This window comes from Blastococcus xanthinilyticus, from assembly GCF_008124835.1.
Taxonomy (GTDB): Bacteria; Actinomycetota; Actinomycetes; order Mycobacteriales; family Geodermatophilaceae; genus Blastococcus; species Blastococcus xanthinilyticus.
Genome location: NZ_VNHW01000002.1, coordinates 182,597 through 198,917 on the forward strand (window position 1 = coordinate 182,597; position 16,321 = coordinate 198,917).

The following is a 16,321-nucleotide window of genomic DNA, read 5'->3' on the forward strand; positions in this document are numbered from 1 at the left end:
GCGAGCGAAGATGTCACGGATCGGACGACTCCCGATCGCCGTGCCCAGTGGCGTGGACGTCGCCATCGACGGCCAGACGGTCAGCGTGAAGGGCCCCAAGGGCGCCCTCACCCACACCGTCGCGGCCCCGATCACCGTCGCGCGCGACGAGGACGGCACGCTGCGGGTGCAGCGCCCCAACGACGAGCGTCAGAACCGCGCCCTGCACGGGCTCTCGCGGACTCTGATCGCCAACATGATCACCGGCGTCACGGAGGGTTACACCAAGACCCTCGAGATCGTGGGTGTCGGTTACCGCGTCCAGGCGCGGGGCTCGGACCTCGAGTTCGCCCTGGGCTTCAGCCACCCCGTCCCGGTGAAGGCCCCCGAGGGGATCGCCTTCGCCGTCGAGTCCCCGACCCGTCTGCGGGTCAGCGGCATCGACAAGCAGCTGGTCGGCGAGGTGGCGGCCAAGATCCGCAAGATCCGCAAGCCCGACCCGTACAAGGGCAAGGGCGTGCGGTACCAGGGCGAGGTCGTCAAGCGCAAGGTCGGGAAGACGGGTAAGTGATGGCTCAGGCAGCAACTCCCACGAACGGGAAGACCGCCGGCGGACACAAGCCGGTCGGTACCGACATCAGCACGGCGCGCCGCGTCTCGCGGCTCCGTCGTCACAACCGGCTGCGCAAGCGGGTCTCCGGCACGCCGGAGCGTCCGCGCCTGGTGGTCAAGCGCAGCTCGCGCCACATCCACGTGCAGCTCGTCGACGACACCGTCGGCCGCACGCTGGTCAGCGCGTCCACCATGGGTCTTCGTGGCGCCGAGGGCGACAAGTCCGCCCTCGCCCGTCAGGTCGGCGGACTGGTGGCCGAGCGCGCGAAGGCCGCCGGCATCTCGGCGGTCGTCTTCGACCGCGGGGGCAACCGCTACGCCGGGCGGATCGCCGCCCTGGCCGACGGTGCCCGCGAGGGTGGGCTGGACTTCTGATGACCACCCACCCCACCAGCACGAGCGAGCAGATCGAGAGGGACCTCTGATGCCAGGACCACAGCGACGCGGCGGCGGCGCCGGCGGCGGCAACGACCGCCGCGACCGTCGTGACGGCGGGCGGGGCCCCGGAGGCGCTCCCGCCGAGAAGAGCAACTACATCGAGCGCGTGGTGGCCATCAACCGCGTGTCCAAGGTCGTCAAGGGTGGTCGGCGCTTCAGCTTCACCGCCCTGGTGATCGTGGGCGACGGCGACGGCACCGTGGGCGTCGGGTACGGCAAGGCCAAGGAGGTGCCCGCGGCGATCGCCAAGGGCGTCGAGGAGGCCAAGAAGCACTTCTACAAGGTTCCGCGCATCGCCAGCACCATCCCGCACCCCGTGCAGGGTGAGGCGGCCGCCGGCGTCGTGCTGCTGAAGCCGGCCAGCCCCGGTACCGGTGTCATCGCCGGTGGTCCGGTGCGCGCCGTGCTGGAGTGCGCCGGCATCCACGACGTGCTCTCGAAGAGCCTCGGCTCGTCGAACCCGATCAATATCGTGCACGCCACGATGCAGGCGCTGAAGGACCTCGTCCGCCCAGAGGAGATCGCGGCCCGCCGCGGTCTGCCGCTCGAGGACGTCGCCCCGGCCGCCATGCTGCGTGCGCGTGCGGGTCAGGGGGTCTGAGATGGCGCAGCTGAAGGTCACCCAGGTCAAGTCCGCGATCGGCACCAAGCCCAACCAGCGCCAGACGCTGCGCTCGCTGGGCCTGAAAAAGATCAACGACTCGGTCGTTCAGGAGGACCGTCCCGAGATCCGCGGGATGGTCGCGACGGTGCCGCACCTCGTGCACGTCGAAGAAGTCTGAGGAAAGACTCGCTATGACACTCAAGGTCCACCACCTGCGTCCGGCCCCCGGCGCCCACACCCGCAAGACCCGCGTGGGTCGCGGTGAGGGCTCCAAGGGCAAGACGGCCGGTCGAGGCACCAAGGGCACCGGCGCCCGTGGCACCGTCTCGGCCCGGTTCGAGGGCGGGCAGACGCCGCTGAACATGCGGCTGCCCAAGCTCTCGGGCTTCAAGAACAACAACAAGGTCGTCTTCCAGGTCGTCAACCTCGACCGGATCGCGTCCCTGTTCCCGCAGGGCGGGCCGGTCAACCCGGACACCCTGGCCGAGGCCGGCGCCGTGCGGCGCGGGCAGCCGGTCAAGGTGCTCGGCACCGGCGAGCTCGGCGGTGTGAAGGTCGACGTCCAGGCACACGCCTTCTCCGCCTCCGCGGCAGAGAAGGTCGCCGCTGCCGGCGGCAGCACCACCGTTCTCTGACAGCAGTAGGACCCCCGAGCCCCACGGCCCTCTCGCAGGGGCCCGTCGCGCGCGTGCGAGCGACGGGGGGCGAGGGGGTCCTTCTGCGATTGCTAACCTCACTCGACCGAATAGGGGAGGGCACGTGCTGCAGGCGTTCGCCGCGGCGTTCCGGACGCCAGATCTCCGGCGCAAGCTGCTGTTCTCCCTGGCGATCATCGCCGTGTACCGGCTGGGCGCCGCGGTGCCCGGGCCCGGTGTCTCGGTCGAGGCGATCAACAGCTGCCTGGAGCAGGCGCAGGCCTCGGACCAGCGGGACATCTACTCCCTGGTCAACCTGTTCTCCGGCGGCGCGCTGCTCCGGCTGAGCGTCTTCGCGCTCGGCATCATGCCGTACATCACGGCGAGCATCATCGTGCAGCTGCTGGTGGTGGTGATCCCACGGTTCGAGCAGCTGAAGAAGGAAGGGCAGTCGGGTCAGGCGAAGCTGACCCAGTACACCCGGTACCTCACCATCGCGCTCGCCGTCCTGCAGAGCACCGGCATCATCGCCCTGGCGCGCAGCGGCCAGCTCTTCCCGAACTGCTCCGCCCAGATCATCCCGTCGGACTCGGTCTGGACGACGGTGGTCCTCGTGATCGCGCTGACCGCGGGCACCGCGCTGATCATGTGGCTCGGCGAGCTGCTGACCGAGAAGGGGATCGGCAACGGCATGTCCGTGCTGATCTTCACCTCGATCGCGGCCCGCATCCCCGCGGAGGGTGGCTCGATCCTCCAGACCCGCGGCGGCATCGTGTTCACCGTCGTCTGCATCTTCGCCGTCGTGATCATCGGGACGGTGGTCTACGTCGAGCAGGCGCAGCGCCGCATCCCGGTGCAGTACGCCAAGCGCATGGTCGGCCGCCGGATGTACGGCGGGACGTCGACCTACCTCCCGCTCAAGGTGAACCAGGCCGGCGTCATCCCGGTCATCTTCGCCTCGTCGCTGCTCTACCTGCCGCAGCTGGTCATCCAGCTCCAGGGCGACGAGACGAGCGGGGTGCGCCAGTTCTTCGAGAGCTACATCATCGACCAGAGCAGCCCGGTGCACATCGCCGTCTTCTTCGGCCTGATCGTCTTCTTCACGTACTTCTACGTGTCGATCACGTTCAACCCGGAGGAGCGCGCCGACGACATGAAGCGCTACGGCGGCTTCATCCCCGGCATCCGCCCGGGCCGGCCGACGGCCGAGTACCTGCAGTACGTGCTGTCCCGGATCACCCTGCCGGGGTCCATCTACCTCGGCCTGGTCGCCGTCCTCCCGAACTTCTTCCTCGCTGTCACGCAGCCGGGGCAGAACCAGAACTTCCCGTTCGGCGGCGTGGCCGTCCTCATCATGGTCGGAGTGGGGTTGGAGACGGTGAAGCAGATCGAGACGCAACTGAACCAGCGCAACTACGAAGGGTTCCTGAAGTAGTGCGCGTCGTCCTCCTGGGCCCCCCCGGAGCGGGCAAGGGCACCCAGGCGCAGATCATCGCCGGGGAGCTCGGCATCCCCGCCATCTCGACCGGGGACATCTTCCGGGCGAACGTGAGCGGGGAGACCGAGCTCGGCAAGCAGGTCAAGACGTACCTGGACGCCGGCAACCTCGTCCCGGACGAGATCACCGTCGCGATGGTGCGGGACCGGCTGGCCGAGCCGGACGCGAAGGCCGGGTTCCTGCTCGACGGCTTCCCGCGGAGCATCCCGCAGGCCGAGCAGCTGCGGGACTCCCTGGCCGATCTCGGTCAGAAGCTCGACCGGGTCCTGGAGCTCGTCGTCGACGAGGAGGAGCTGGTCCGCCGGCTCTCCGGGCGGCGGATGATCGTCGACGGCCAGGAGGTCCAGCGCGACGACGACAAGCCGGGGACCGTGCGGCACCGGCTCCAGGTCTACCGGGAACAGACCGCGCCGCTGTCCGGCTTCTACGAGGACGAGGGGCTGCTCTCGCGCATCGACGCGATCGGTGCGGTCGAGGAGGTCACCGAGCGGGCGCTGCGCGCGCTCCGCGGGGACGACGGCCTGGGGACCGCAGGGGTTCCCGCCCCGGCCTGAGGTACCGCGCGATGTCCCGTGCGGGGGAGTGGCGGCACAGATGACGGCAGGGATCCTCAGCCGGCTCCCGCTGCTCGCGAAGTGGAGTGGACGCATGATCCAGATCAAGACGCCGCACGAGATCGAGCTGATGCGCGGTGCCGGGCTGGTGGTGGCCGGCGCCATCGCGGCAGTGCGCGCCGCCATTCGCCCGGGCGTGACCACCGGAGAGCTGGACGCGATCGCCGAGGACCACATCCGCAGCGCGGGCGCCGTGCCGTCGTTCCTGGGGTACCACGGCTTCACCGGCAGCATCTGCGCGTCGATCAACGACGAGATCGTGCACGGCATCCCGCACGCCGACCGCGCGCTCGCGCTGGGCGACAACATCTCGATCGACTGCGGGGCGATCCTGCAGGGCTGGCACGGCGACTCCGCGGTGACCGTCACGGTGGGGGAGGCGTCCGCGGAGGACGCCGCTCTCCTGGCCGTGACCGAGCGGTCGATGTGGGCCGGCCTCGCCAAGGCCCTGGCCGGCGGGCGGCTCACCGACATCAGCAGCGCGGTCGAGGACACCGTCCGGGCCGAGTCCCACGACTACGGGATCGTCGACCACTACGGCGGTCACGGCATCGGCACCGAGATGCACCAGGACCCGCACGTCCTGAACTACGGCCGCGCCGGCCGCGGGCCCAAGCTCGTCCCCGGCCTGGCGCTCGCGATCGAGCCCATGGTGACGGTGGGCGACCCCGCCACGGTCGAGCTCGAGGACGGCTGGACCGTGGTCACCAAGGACGGCTCGCGGGCCGCCCACTTCGAGCACACGGTGGCCATCACGCCCGAGGGGCCGTGGGTGCTCACCGCCGAGGACGGCGGCGTGGCCGGCCTCGCCCCGTTCGGGATCACCCCCCGCACCTGAGCGGGGGGACCGCCGTCCCCACGCCTGGTACGCCCTGGTACGGGGTCCTGTTCGGTGGGCGGATCCTGGTGCGCGGCGTCACCCCGGGGGCGGGTTGGTGACGCGTGGGACATCGGGGTACGATCTTCTGTGGCGCTAGCGCCGTTCCGCTGTCGTGCTGTGGCCGCATGATCCGGAACGCCCTCTGCGAGAGCGCCTGCACCACCTGTTCTGCAATCTCCGAGTGCGTCCAGCCGGGTACCGGCGCGGGCACACGAGGATCCAGTACCACCGAGTCAGGGAGCGCGTGTAGGGCATGGCGAAGAAGGACGGGGCCATCGAGGTCGAGGGTCGCGTCGTCGAGCCGCTGCCCAATGCGATGTTCCGGGTCGAGCTGCAGAACGGGCACCGGGTGCTCGCCCACATCAGCGGCAAGATGCGGCAGCACTACATCCGCATCCTGCCCGAGGACCGCGTGGTCGTGGAGCTCTCGCCCTACGACCTCACGCGCGGTCGCATCGTCTACCGCTACAAGTAATCGCTCGGACCGTGCAGATGCCGTCAGGCGGAGCGCGGCGGGCCACGATCCGAGGAAATGAGGGCCGGCACCGGTGAAGGTCCAGCCGTCGGTGAAGAAGATCTGCGACAAGTGCAAGGTGATCCGCCGGCACGGCCGGGTCATGGTCATCTGCGACAACGCCCGGCACAAGCAGCGCCAGGGCTGAAGGAGTACCTGAACATGGCACGACTGGCCGGCGTCGACCTGCCCCGCGAGAAGCGGATGGAGATCGCGCTCACCTACATCTATGGCATCGGCAGGCATCACGCCAAGGAGACCCTGGCCGCGACGGGCGTCAGCCCGGACCTGCGCGCCAAGGACCTCAGCGACGAGGACCTGCTGAAGCTGCGCGACTACATCGACGAGCACTTCCGCGTCGAGGGTGACCTGCGGCGCGAGGTCGCCGGCGACATCCGCCGGAAGATCGAGATCGGTTGCTACCAGGGCCTGCGGCACCGTCGCGGCCTCCCGGTGCACGGTCAGCGCACGAAGACGAACGCGCGCTCGAGCAAGGGCCCGCGCAAGACGATCGCGGGCAAGAAGAAGGCTCGCTGAGCCCAGTACGTCGGCGTGCCGTCGCGGGTCCGTAGGGCCGGACCGACGACACGTCTGAGCACCACAAGGCCACGAACACAGACACAGACCGGAGAGACATGCCTCCCAGGGCTCGCACCGCGGCTGGTGCCAAGAAGGTCCGCCGCAAGGAGAAGAAGAACGTCGCCCACGGCGCCGCGCACATCAAGAGCACGTTCAACAACACGATCGTGTCGATCACCGACCCCAACGGCAACGTGATCAGCTGGGCCTCCGCCGGCCACGTCGGCTTCAAGGGCTCGCGCAAGTCCACGCCGTTCGCGGCGCAGATGGCTGCCGAGAACGCCGCGCGCAAGGCGCAGGAGCACGGCATGCGCAAGGTCGACGTCTTCGTGAAGGGTCCTGGCTCCGGTCGCGAGACGGCCATCCGCTCGCTGCAGGCCACCGGCCTCGAGGTCGGGCAGATCCAGGACGTGACGCCGCAGCCGCACAACGGCTGCCGGCCCAAGAAGCGCCGCCGGGTCTGACCGGTCACTGACGAGACGAAGAGGTAGATAGACGTGGCCCGTTACACCGGAGCCGACTGCCGCCTGTGCCGGCGCGAGAAGATGAAGCTGTTCCTCAAGGGCAGCAAGTGCGAGTCCGCCAAGTGCCCGATCGAGATCCGGCCGTACCCGCCGGGCGAGCACGGCCGTGGCCGCACCAAGGACAGCGAGTACCTGCTGCAGCTGCGCGAGAAGCAGAAGGCCCGCCGCATCTACGGCGTGCTGGAGAAGCAGTTCCGCGGCTACTACGAAGAGGCCAACCGCAAGACGGGCAAGACCGGTGAGGTCCTGCTGCAGATCCTCGAGTCGCGGCTGGACAACGTGGTCTACCGGGCCGGCTTCGCCGAGTCCCGCGACATGGCCCGCCAGCTGGTGCGCCACGGCCACCTCCGGGTCAACGGCCGCAAGGTCGACATCCCGTCCTACCGGGTCAGCGAGAACGACATCGTCGAGGTCGCGGAGAAGTCGCGCACGATGCTGCCGTTCGAGATCGCCCAGGCCCGCGCCGGCGAGCGTCCCGTGCCGGCCTGGCTCGAGGTCATCAGCAGCCAGCTGCGCGTGCTGGTCCACAGCATCCCGGCCCGCCAGGTGATCGACACCCCGGTCCAGGAGCAGCTGATCGTGGAGCTCTACTCCAAGTAAGCAGCACGACGGCGGGGCGGGCGGACAGATGTCCGCCCCGCCGGCACCACCCCCTCACGGCGTCATATGGCGGGTGCCGGAGGACCTGAAGGAGAACCACATGCTCATCGCACAGCGCCCCACGCTGACCGAGGAGACCATCTCGGAGCAGCGCTCGCGGTTCATCATCGAGCCGCTCGAGCCGGGTTTCGGCTACACCCTCGGCAACTCCCTGCGGCGCACGCTGCTGTCCTCGATCCCCGGCGCGGCTGTCACCAGCATCCGCATCGAGGGCACCCTGCACGAGTTCACCACCGTGCCGGGCGTCAAGGAGGACGTCACCGAGATCATCCTGAACCTCAAGGGTCTCGTGGTCAGCTCCGACTCCGACGAGCCGGTGACCATGTACCTGCGCAAGCAGGGCCCCGGTGAGGTCACCGCCGCGGACATCGCGCCGCCGGCCGGCGTCGAGGTGCACAACCCCGAGCTGCACATCGCCACCCTGAACGGCAAGGGCCGGCTGGAGATCGAGCTGGTCGTCGAGCGGGGCCGCGGCTACGTGCCCGCGCCGCAGAACAAGCAGCCCGGCCAGGAGATCGGCCGCATCCCCGTGGACTCGATCTACTCGCCGGTCCTCAAGGTGACCTACGCCGTCGAGGCGACCCGCGTCGAGCAGCGCACCGACTTCGACCGCCTCGTGGTCGACGTCGAGAGCAAGCCCTCGATCGCCCCGCGCGACGCCATCGCCTCCGCCGGGTCGACCCTGGTGGAGCTGTTCGGCCTGCTGCGCGAGCTGAACGTCGAGGCCGAGGGCATCGAGGTCGGGCCCAGCCCGGCCGAGGCCGCGGACATCGCGAACTTCTCGATGCCGATCGAGGACATGGACCTCACCGTCCGGTCCTACAACTGCCTCAAGCGCGAGGGCGTGCACACCGTCGGGGAGCTCGTGACCCGGTCCGAGGCCGACCTGCTGGACATCCGGAACTTCGGGGCCAAGTCCATCGACGAGGTCAAGATGAAGCTGGCGGCCATGGGCCTGGCGCTCAAGGACAGCCCGCCCGGGTTCATCCCCACCTCGGTCGAGAGCTACGACGAGGGCTACGAGACCGATGCCTACCAGGGCACCGGCGAGTACGCCGCCGGCTACGACCAGGCGCAGTACGACGAGGGCTCCTACCAGGAGACCGAGCAGCTCTGAGCGGCACGGGCCGGGCGGCGGACACCCGCCGCCCGGCCCGGCCGCCGGGCGCTGCGAGACTGGCGCCACGAGCAGTGCAGCACCACCGCAGCAAGGACGACAGCAGCATCACGGATGCAGCCGGCAGCGAGCGCCCGGCCGCCTGAGGAAGGACCGACATGCCCACCCCCACCAAGGGCCCCCGTCTCGGCGGCTCCCCCGCGCACGAGCGGCTGATGCTGGCCAACCTGGCCACCTCGCTGTTCGAGCACGGGCGGATCACCACCACCGAGGCGAAGGCCAAGCGGCTGCGTCCGCTGGCCGAGAAGCTGGTGACCTTCGCCAAGCGCGGTGACCTGCACGCCCGTCGTCAGGTGATGACGACCATCCGTGACAAGGACGTCGTCCACACGCTCTTCGCCGAGATCGGTCCCCGCTACGAGAACCGTCCCGGTGGCTACACCCGGATCACCAAGATCGGCCCCCGCAAGGGCGACAACGCCCCGATGGCGGTCATCGAGCTGGTCGAGGCGCTGACCGTGGGCCAGCAGGCCGTCGGCGAGGCCGAGCGCGCCCGGGGCACCCGGTTCGCCGCGGGCGCTGGCGCGGCCTCCGCCGCGGGCGAGGTGACCGCCGACGTGGTGGACACCGACGGCACCGGCGAGACCACCGGCCCCGGTGGGGACACCTCCCCGGCCGTGACCGACGGCAGCGTCGACGCCGAGGCGCAGGAGGTCGTGACCGACGTCTACAACCCGGACGGCGAGCGCCAGGACGACGGCGACGTGACCCCCGAGCCGACCGCCCAGAACACCGTGGTCGTCGAGGACCCGGCGCTCTCGCCGGAGCTGGCCGACGCCGCCGCGGCGGAGATCAACGCCGCCGAGACCGGCGATGCCGCGACCGCCAGCCAGGACGCTCCCGGCGGGGAGTCCGCGCCGGACCCCAAGTAAGACCCTGAGCGAGCACGACACGGGCGAGCCCGTCACCGGTCCCGGTGGCGGGCTCGCCCGTCTCCGTCTGGCCGTCCAGTACGACGGCACGGACTTCCACGGCTGGGCCCGCCAGCCGGCGCTGCGCACGGTGCAGGCGGAGCTGGAGCAGGGCCTGGCCACCGTGCTCCGGCGGGACGTCGCGCTGACCGTGGCCGGCCGCACCGACGCGGGGGTGCACGCCACCGGGCAGGTGGTGCACTGCGACGTGCCGCGCCCGCTGTGGGCCGAGCAGCAGAGCCGCCTGGTGCGCCGGTTGCGCGGGGTGCTGCCGCCCGACATCGCGGTCCCGCGGGTGGAGGAGGCGCACCCGGCGTTCGACGCCCGCTTCGGGGCGCTGGCCCGGCACTACGTCTACCGGCTGGCCGACGGTTCGGCCGGTCCCTCCCCGCTGCGCCGGTCGGACACGGCCGCCTGGCCGCGGCGGCTCGATGCCGCCGCCATGGACCTGGCCGCCGCGCTGCTGCTCGGCCAGCACGACTACGCCGCCTACTGCCGCCGGCGGGAGGGCGCGACGACGATCAGGACCCTCCTCAGGCTCGCCGTGACCCGGGAGGACGGCGACGACGGCTCGGGCACCGTCCGGATCGAGGCGTCCGCCGACGCGTTCTGCCACTCGATGGTCCGCAGCCTGGTCGGCGCGCTCGTCGCGGTCGGGGAGGGCCGCCGTCCCCTGGACTGGCCGGTGGGCCTGCTCGCGCGGACCGAGCGCTCCAGCGAGGTGCCGGTGGCACCGGCGCACGGCCTCACGCTGGTCGCGGTCGACTACCCGCCGGACGCGGAGCTCGCCGCCCGCGCCGAGGTCACCCGCGCCCGCCGCGCCTGACCCTCACGGCACGGTCGCGACCGCGTCGGCCACCGGCGTCGGGCCGCTCACCAGCTCCACGACCGCGCCGTCGCGCGGCGCCTCCAGGAAGGCCGCCAGCACGGCGGCCACGTCGTCACGGGGGACGTCTCCCCGGTCCACGTGCCGGTCGAGGGTGACCCGGCCGGTGCCCGCCTCGTCGGTGAGGCTGCCCGGGCGCAGCACGGTCACCGCGAGCGCGGGGCGGGCCAGCAGGTCCTGCTCGGCGGCGAGCTTGGCGCGCAGGTAGGCGGTGAACGTCTCGTCGACGCCCTCGGGGGAGGCGCCGTCGGCCACCAGGTCGGCGCCCATGGAGGAGACGAGCAGGTAGGTCCGGACCCCGGCCTGCTCGGCGGCGTCCGCGAGCAGCACGGCGGCGCCCCGGTCGACGGTGTCCTTGCGCGCGGCGCCGCTGCCCGGGCCGGCGCCGGCGGCGAAGACCACGGCGTCGGCGCCGGAGACCACCTCCGCCGCCTCGTCGACGGTCGCCGACTCGAGGTCCAGCAGCACCGGGGTCACGCCGTCGGACTCCAGGTCCGGCCGGTGGTCGGGGTTGCGGACGAGGCCGAGGACGGTGTCGCCACGGCTGGACAGCAGGCGGCCGAGGCGACGGGCGACCTGCCCGTGGGCTCCGGCGAGGACGATGCGCATGCGGGAGCCCTACCCCGCGCTGCGCTCGGCTACCTCCCGTGCCCGGGCCAGCTCCTCGGGGGTGTCGCAGTCCAGCCAGGGCGGCACCTCGCCGGGGGTCACCGGTGGCCGGTGGCGGTCCACCTCCAGCGGGGAGACTGCCCGGTGCAGGGCCCGGGGAGCGCCGGGTGCGGCCACGGCCGTCCGCAGCGCCGCCGTCCGCCAGACGCCGAGGAGCAGCTGGTCGCGCCCGGTGTCGTCGACGACGAGCACGCCGTCGCGGGTCAGCCGGCGGCGCAGGTCGGTGACGAGCGCCGCCGTGACGAAGGGCAGGTCCCCGGCGAGGACCGCGACGACGTCGGTGTCCACGACGGCCAGGCCGGCCCGGAGGGCGGCCACCGGGCCGCCGCCGGGCGGGTCCTCCCGGGTGAGCAGGACGTCGGCGGGCACGTCCTGCGGAGGCCCGACCACGACCCTCGTCGTCGCGCCCCGGACGGCGTCCAGCACGGCCTGCAGCATCGTGCGGCCCCCGACCCGCAGCTGCGGCTTGGCCGCGCCGCCCAGCCGGGTGGCCGAGCCGCCGGCCAGTACCACGGCGGCCCAGGGCGGGAGCTGGTCCATGCCAGCACCGTAGGCGTCGCGCGGTGGGTACCGTCCTCGCCGTGGGACGAGTCACCAGCCGCACCCCGGTGCTGCGCATCCGAGGTGCGCAGCGCACCACCCGTCCGGACGCCGTCGCCGCCGAGGAGCCGCTGGAGATCCGGCTGGACGGCACCCCCCTGGCGGTCACCATGCGGACGCCGGGCGACGACTTCGACCTGGTCCACGGGTTCCTCGCCACCGAGGGCGTCATCGGGGGGCCGGACGACATCGCCGGGCTGCGCTACTGCGACTCGGTGGACGCCGAGGGGCGCAACACCTACAACGTCGTCGACGTCGACCTGGCCCCGGGTGTGCCGGTGCCCGACACCGGCCTGGAGCGGAACTTCTACACGTCCAGCTCCTGCGGGGTCTGCGGCAAGGCGAGCATCGACGCGATCCGCACCAAGACCGCCTACGACGTCGCCGCCGACGCCGTCCGGCTGCCGCTGGAGGTCCTGCTGGCCCTCCCCGACCGGCTGCGGGCCGAGCAGCAGGTGTTCGACAAGACCGGGGGCCTGCACGCGGCGGGCCTGTTCTCGGCCGGCGGCGAGCTGCGCACGCTGCGGGAGGACGTCGGCCGGCACAACGCCGTGGACAAGGTCGTGGGGGCCGGCGTCCGGGAGGGCCGGCTCCCGCTCGCCGGGCAGGTGCTCATGGTGAGCGGCCGGGCCAGCTTCGAGCTCACCCAGAAGGCGGCCATGGCCGGCATCCCGGTGCTGGCAGCGGTGTCGGCGCCGTCGTCGCTGGCGGTGGAGCTGGCGCGCGAGGTCGGCATCACGCTGGTCGGCTTCCTGCGCGGCGACGGCTGCAACGTCTACACGCACACCGAGCGGATCGTCCTGCCCGAGTAGGTCAGTGGTCGCCGCCGCGCAGCTGGCTGACCACGTGGGGGAGCAGCGGGCCCAGGACGGCGAGCCCGTCCTTCACCCCGCCGGTGGAGCCGGGCAGGTTGACGATGAGCGTGCGCGCCGCGGTGCCGGCGAGGCCGCGGGAGAGGACCGCGGTGGGCACTCCGTTGTCGGCGCCGTAGCGGCGGACGGCCTCGGCGAGGCCGGGCGCCTCCCGCTCGAGGACGGCGCGGGTGGCCTCCGGGGTGACGTCGGTGGGGGAGAGGCCGGTGCCGCCGGTGGTGACCACCAGGTCGACGCCGAGGTCGACCGCCGCCCGGAGGACGGCCGCCAGCTCGGCCTCGTCGTCGGGGCGCACGTGCGGCCCCTCGACGGCGAAGCCCAGGTCGCGCAGGCCGGCGGCGAGCGCCTGCCCGCTGCGGTCCTCGTAGACGCCGGCGTAGGCCCGGTTGGAGGCCGTCAGCACCAGCGCCCGGGCGTCGGGAGGCAGCTCGCTCACCGGGTCCACTCCCCGCTCTTGCCGCCGCTCTTGCGGAGCAGCCGCACGTCGGTGATCGACGCCCGCGGGTCGACGGCCTTGACCATGTCGATCATCGTCAGCCCGGCGACGGCGACCGAGGTCAGCGCCTCCATCTCCACGCCGGTGCGGTCGGCGGTGCGTGCGGTGGCGGTGATCTCGACGGCGTCGTCGGTGACCTCGATGTCGACGGTGACGCCGTGCAGCGCGATGGGGTGGCACAGCGGCACGAGGTCCGGCGTCCGCTTCGCCCCGGCGATCCCGGCGATGCGGGCCACGGCGACCGCGTCGCCCTTGGGCACGCCCTTCCCCCGCAGCAGGTCGACCACCTCGGCGCTCACCAGCACCCGGCCGGCCGCGGTGGCCTCCCGGGCGGTGACCGCCTTGGCGCTGACGTCGACCATGCGGGCGGCGCCGCTCTCGTCGACGTGGGTGAGCCGGGCTTCGCTCACTGGAGCGCTCCTTCGATCAGGACGACGTCGACCTCGGCGCCGGCGGGAAGTTCGGTGACGTCCTCCGGGACGACGACCAGGCAGTTGGCGCGGGCCAGGTGCGCCACCAGGTGCGAGCCGGGGCCGCCGACCTGCGACACCACCCCGCTCTCGTAGCGGCCGCGCAGGAACTGGCGGCGTCCGGCGGGCGAGCGCAGCGACCCCGCGAGCCGGGCGGGTACCCGCAGCCGGTCGGGGGAGGCGTGCCCCAGCGCCCGGCGCAGCGCCGGCCGGACGAACACCTCGAAGGACACGAAGGCGCTCACCGGGTTCCCGGGCAGGGTGACGACGGGGACGCCGTCGACCGTGCCGGCGCCCTGCGGCCCGCCGGGCTGCATCGCCACCTTGCCGAACTCCACGGTGCCCAGCGTCCGGAAGGCGTCCTTCACCACCTCGTAGGCGCCGGCGCTCACGCCGCCGCTGGTGATCAGCAGGTCGGCCGTCGCGAGCTCGGCGCGCACGGTGGCCAGGAACTGGTCGACGTCGTCCGGGACGAAGTGCAGCCGGCGGGGGATGCCCCCGGCCTCGTCGACGGCCGCGGCGAGGAGGGCCGAGTTGGACTCGTAGATCTGCCCCGGCTGCAGCTCCTCACCGGGGGCGACCAGCTCGCTGCCGGTGGAGAGGACCAGGACCCGGGGACGGCGCCGCACCGGCAGCTCGGTCACCCCGACGGCGGCGGCCAGGCCGAGCTGGGCGGCGCCCAGCGGCCGGCCGGCGGCGAGCGCGACGGTGCCCGCGGCGATGTCCTCCCCGGCCCGCCGCAGGTGGCTGCCGGCCGGCGGGCTGTCGCGCAGCTCCACCACGTCGGTGCCGCCGTCGGTCAGCTCCACGGGGACGACGACGTCGGCGCCCGGTGGGAGCGGGGCGCCGGTCATGATGCGGTGCACCGTGCCCGCCTCGAGGGGGACGACGTCGGTGCGCCCGGCGGGGATGTCCTCGGCCACCGGCAGGCGGACCGGCGCGCCGGCCGCCCCGCCGACCTCCGACCAGCGGGCGGCGTAGCCGTCCATCGCCGAGTTGTCGAAGCCGGGCAGCGGAACCCGCGCCACCACGTCCCGGGCCAGCACCCGGCCGTGGGCCGCCGCGAGCGGGACCTGCTCCTCGGGCGACGCGGGCAGCAGGGCGTTCACCACCGCCTGGTGTTCCTCGACCGTGCGCACCCGCCCATCCTGGCCGATCGGCCGCCGGGCCACGTCCCCGGCCACCGGTTACTGTCCCCCCGGCACGACGAGGACACGGAGGGCGGAATGGCCGAGATCGACCGGATGCTCGAGGCGAACGAGCAGTGGGCGGAGCGCTTCCCGGGGAGCAGGCCGGTGCGGCCGGCCCGCAAGGTCGCCGTCGTGGCGTGCATGGACTCGCGCATCCCGCTGTTCGGCGTCCTGGGGCTGGAGGTCGGTGACGCGCACGTCATCCGCAACGCCGGCGGCGTCATCACCGAGGACGTCATCCGGTCGCTGACCCTGTCGCAGCACGCGCTCGGCACCCGCGAGATCGTGCTGGTGCACCACACCGAGTGCGGTCTGCAGTCCACCGACGACGTCAGCTTCGCGGACGCGGTCGAGCAGGCCACCGGCCGGCGGCCGCCGTGGGCGGCGCGGACCTTCACCGACGTCGACGCCGACGTGCGGGAGTCCATGCGGCTGATCCGCGACTGCCCGTACCTGCTCTCGCGCGAGGTGCGCGGCACCGTCTACGACGTCGGGACCGGGCGGCTGCGCGAGGTCGTCTGACGGGCGCTGGTATCGTGTCCGGTTGGCGCGTGTGCCGGCTGGTGCCGCGCGTGCAGATCCGTCTCCCGTGCTCGGCGAGGCGATCCCACCAGCCATCCCGACGACGACGGAGGACACGAGCGCCGTGCGCACGTACACCCCCAAGCCCGGTCAGGTCGACCGGGCCTGGCTCGTCATCGACGCCACCGATGTGGTGCTCGGTCGACTGGCCAGCCAGACCGCGCAGCTCCTGCGCGGCAAGCACAAGCCCCAGTACGCCCCGCACGTGGACGTCGGCGACTTCGTCGTCATCGTCAACGCCGGCAAGGTCGCCCTCACCGGGTCGAAGCGGGACGACAAGGTCGCCTACCGCCACTCCGGTCACCCGGGTGGCCTCAAGACCATCAACGTCGGCGACCAGCTGCGCACGCACCCCGACCGCGTCATCGAGCGCGCGATCAAGGGCATGCTGCCGCACAACAGCCTCGGTCGGCAGATGCTCAAGAAGCTCAAGGTCTACGCCGGCCCCGAGCACCCGCACGCTGCGCAGCAGCCCCAGTCCTACGAGATCAAGCAGGTGGCCCAGTGACGAGTGCACTGACCGTGACCGACGCCGAGGGGCGTCCGGTCCAGACCGTCGGCCGGCGCAAGGAAGCCGTCGTCCGCGTGCGGCTGCTGCCCGGCACCGGCCAGTTCAAGCTCAACGGCCGCACCCTCGAGGAGTACTTCCCGAACAAGGTGCACCAGCAGCTCATCCGTGAGCCGTTCGTGACCCTCGAGAAGGCCGAGCAGTACGACGTCGTCGGCCTGCTCAAGGGTGGCGGCGTGACCGGCCAGGCCGGCGCGCTGCGCCTGGCCATCGCCCGCGCCCTCATCGAGGTCGAGGCAGAGGACCGCCCGGCGCTGAAGAAGGCCGGCTTCCTCACCCGCGACCCGCGGGTCAAGGAGCGGAAGAAGTACGGGCTCAAGAAGGCCCGCAAGGCGCCTCAGTACTCCAAGCGCTGACCGGCAC

Annotated in this window: 25 protein-coding genes; 20 read left to right on the plus strand and 5 right to left on the minus strand. The window is 72.3% G+C overall.

The window, feature by feature from the left end; translation table 11 throughout:
• The first annotated feature begins 10 nt into the window (after positions 1-10).
• From rplF to truA, 16 genes are all read left to right on the plus strand, one after another.
• On the plus strand, positions 11-550 hold the full coding sequence (gene rplF / locus BD833_RS03745; RefSeq protein ID WP_166531790.1) for a 50S ribosomal protein L6: 540 nt from the start codon (positions 11-13) through the stop codon (positions 548-550).
• Positions 550-966: a 50S ribosomal protein L18 gene (gene rplR, locus BD833_RS03750; RefSeq protein ID WP_166531791.1), complete on the plus strand. Its 417-nt coding sequence runs from the start codon at positions 550-552 to the stop codon at positions 964-966. Before rplF ends, rplR begins: the two co-directional genes overlap by 1 nt.
• A gap of 49 nt (positions 967-1,015) precedes the next feature.
• Entirely contained in the window at positions 1,016-1,630 is a 615-nt protein-coding gene (gene rpsE / locus BD833_RS03755; RefSeq protein ID WP_026857030.1) for a 30S ribosomal protein S5, read from the plus strand.
• Position 1,631: 1 nt separating this feature from the next.
• On the plus strand, positions 1,632-1,811 hold the full coding sequence (gene rpmD, locus BD833_RS03760; protein ID WP_166531792.1) for a 50S ribosomal protein L30: 180 nt from the start codon (positions 1,632-1,634) through the stop codon (positions 1,809-1,811).
• 13 nt (positions 1,812-1,824) lie between these two features.
• Entirely contained in the window at positions 1,825-2,268 is a 444-nt protein-coding gene (gene rplO, locus BD833_RS03765) for a 50S ribosomal protein L15 (protein ID WP_166531793.1), read from the plus strand.
• A gap of 124 nt (positions 2,269-2,392) precedes the next feature.
• Complete coding sequence (secY, locus tag BD833_RS03770) at positions 2,393-3,703, plus strand: preprotein translocase subunit SecY (RefSeq protein WP_166531794.1); 1,311 nt, start codon at positions 2,393-2,395, stop codon at positions 3,701-3,703.
• Positions 3,703-4,320 (plus strand): adenylate kinase, encoded by a 618-nt coding sequence (locus BD833_RS03775; protein WP_166531795.1) that lies wholly within the window; start codon positions 3,703-3,705, stop codon positions 4,318-4,320. The genes secY and BD833_RS03775 overlap by 1 nt, the downstream gene beginning before the upstream one ends.
• Positions 4,321-4,414: 94 nt before the next feature.
• The gene (gene map, locus BD833_RS03780; protein ID WP_166531796.1) at positions 4,415-5,218 is read left to right on the plus strand and encodes a type I methionyl aminopeptidase; all 804 of its coding nucleotides are present in this window, start codon (positions 4,415-4,417) and stop codon (positions 5,216-5,218) included.
• Between the two features lie 295 nt (positions 5,219-5,513).
• Entirely contained in the window at positions 5,514-5,735 is a 222-nt protein-coding gene (gene infA, locus BD833_RS03785) for a translation initiation factor IF-1 (RefSeq protein ID WP_012950459.1), read from the plus strand.
• Between the two features lie 73 nt (positions 5,736-5,808).
• Complete coding sequence (gene rpmJ / locus BD833_RS03790; RefSeq protein WP_012950458.1) at positions 5,809-5,922, plus strand: 50S ribosomal protein L36; 114 nt, start codon at positions 5,809-5,811, stop codon at positions 5,920-5,922.
• A gap of 14 nt (positions 5,923-5,936) precedes the next feature.
• Positions 5,937-6,311, plus strand: coding sequence for a 30S ribosomal protein S13 (gene rpsM, locus BD833_RS03795; protein WP_166531797.1), 375 nt, complete (start codon positions 5,937-5,939; stop codon positions 6,309-6,311).
• Positions 6,312-6,409: 98 nt separating this feature from the next.
• Complete coding sequence (gene rpsK, locus BD833_RS03800) at positions 6,410-6,817, plus strand: 30S ribosomal protein S11 (protein ID WP_026857037.1); 408 nt, start codon at positions 6,410-6,412, stop codon at positions 6,815-6,817.
• Positions 6,818-6,850: 33 nt separating this feature from the next.
• Positions 6,851-7,477, plus strand: coding sequence for a 30S ribosomal protein S4 (gene rpsD, locus BD833_RS03805; protein ID WP_166531798.1), 627 nt, complete (start codon positions 6,851-6,853; stop codon positions 7,475-7,477).
• A gap of 100 nt (positions 7,478-7,577) precedes the next feature.
• Entirely contained in the window at positions 7,578-8,654 is a 1,077-nt protein-coding gene (locus BD833_RS03810) for a DNA-directed RNA polymerase subunit alpha (RefSeq protein WP_166531799.1), read from the plus strand.
• A 158-nt stretch (positions 8,655-8,812) separates the two neighbouring features.
• Positions 8,813-9,586, plus strand: coding sequence for a 50S ribosomal protein L17 (rplQ, locus tag BD833_RS23510; RefSeq protein WP_166531800.1), 774 nt, complete (start codon positions 8,813-8,815; stop codon positions 9,584-9,586).
• Positions 9,528-10,451 (plus strand): tRNA pseudouridine(38-40) synthase TruA, encoded by a 924-nt coding sequence (truA, locus tag BD833_RS03820; RefSeq protein WP_166531801.1) that lies wholly within the window; start codon positions 9,528-9,530, stop codon positions 10,449-10,451. The genes rplQ and truA overlap by 59 nt, the downstream gene beginning before the upstream one ends.
• 3 nt (positions 10,452-10,454) lie before the next feature.
• Here the strand turns inward: truA and BD833_RS03825 are convergent, their stop codons facing one another.
• Both BD833_RS03825 and mobA read right to left on the minus strand, forming a co-directional pair.
• Positions 10,455-11,120, minus strand: coding sequence for an NAD(P)H-binding protein (locus tag BD833_RS03825; protein WP_166531802.1), 666 nt, complete (start codon positions 11,118-11,120; stop codon positions 10,455-10,457).
• A 9-nt stretch (positions 11,121-11,129) separates the two neighbouring features.
• Positions 11,130-11,720 carry a molybdenum cofactor guanylyltransferase gene (mobA, locus tag BD833_RS03830; protein WP_166531803.1) on the minus strand — a complete coding sequence of 197 codons (591 nt, stop codon included), beginning with the start codon at positions 11,718-11,720 and terminating at the stop codon, positions 11,130-11,132.
• Positions 11,721-11,761: 41 nt separating this feature from the next.
• On the opposite strand from mobA, the gene fdhD reads away from it, so the two are divergent.
• Entirely contained in the window at positions 11,762-12,592 is an 831-nt protein-coding gene (gene fdhD / locus BD833_RS03835; protein ID WP_166531804.1) for a formate dehydrogenase accessory sulfurtransferase FdhD, read from the plus strand.
• Between the two features lies 1 nt (position 12,593).
• Here fdhD and BD833_RS03840 read toward each other — a convergent pair whose 3' ends face one another.
• From BD833_RS03840 to moeA, 3 genes are read right to left on the minus strand one after another with little or no spacing between them, the layout of a single operon-like run.
• Positions 12,594-13,088, minus strand: coding sequence for a MogA/MoaB family molybdenum cofactor biosynthesis protein (locus tag BD833_RS03840; RefSeq protein ID WP_208092316.1), 495 nt, complete (start codon positions 13,086-13,088; stop codon positions 12,594-12,596).
• The gene (gene moaC, locus BD833_RS03845; RefSeq protein ID WP_166531806.1) at positions 13,085-13,558 is read right to left on the minus strand and encodes a cyclic pyranopterin monophosphate synthase MoaC; all 474 of its coding nucleotides are present in this window, start codon (positions 13,556-13,558) and stop codon (positions 13,085-13,087) included. Before moaC ends, BD833_RS03840 begins: the two co-directional genes overlap by 4 nt.
• Positions 13,555-14,757 carry a molybdopterin molybdotransferase MoeA gene (gene moeA, locus BD833_RS03850; RefSeq protein ID WP_166531807.1) on the minus strand — a complete coding sequence of 401 codons (1,203 nt, stop codon included), beginning with the start codon at positions 14,755-14,757 and terminating at the stop codon, positions 13,555-13,557. The genes moaC and moeA overlap by 4 nt, the downstream gene beginning before the upstream one ends.
• Before the next feature lie 87 nt (positions 14,758-14,844).
• On the opposite strand from moeA, the gene BD833_RS03855 reads away from it, so the two are divergent.
• The 3 genes from BD833_RS03855 (at position 14,845) to rpsI (ending at position 16,314) form a co-directional block, all read left to right on the plus strand.
• Positions 14,845-15,330 carry a beta-class carbonic anhydrase gene (locus BD833_RS03855; RefSeq protein WP_166531808.1) on the plus strand — a complete coding sequence of 162 codons (486 nt, stop codon included), beginning with the start codon at positions 14,845-14,847 and terminating at the stop codon, positions 15,328-15,330.
• A gap of 124 nt (positions 15,331-15,454) precedes the next feature.
• Positions 15,455-15,898: a 50S ribosomal protein L13 gene (gene rplM / locus BD833_RS03860; RefSeq protein ID WP_166531809.1), complete on the plus strand. Its 444-nt coding sequence runs from the start codon at positions 15,455-15,457 to the stop codon at positions 15,896-15,898.
• Complete coding sequence (rpsI, locus tag BD833_RS03865; RefSeq protein ID WP_166531810.1) at positions 15,895-16,314, plus strand: 30S ribosomal protein S9; 420 nt, start codon at positions 15,895-15,897, stop codon at positions 16,312-16,314. The genes rplM and rpsI overlap by 4 nt, the downstream gene beginning before the upstream one ends.
• Positions 16,315-16,321: the final 7 nt, after the last annotated feature.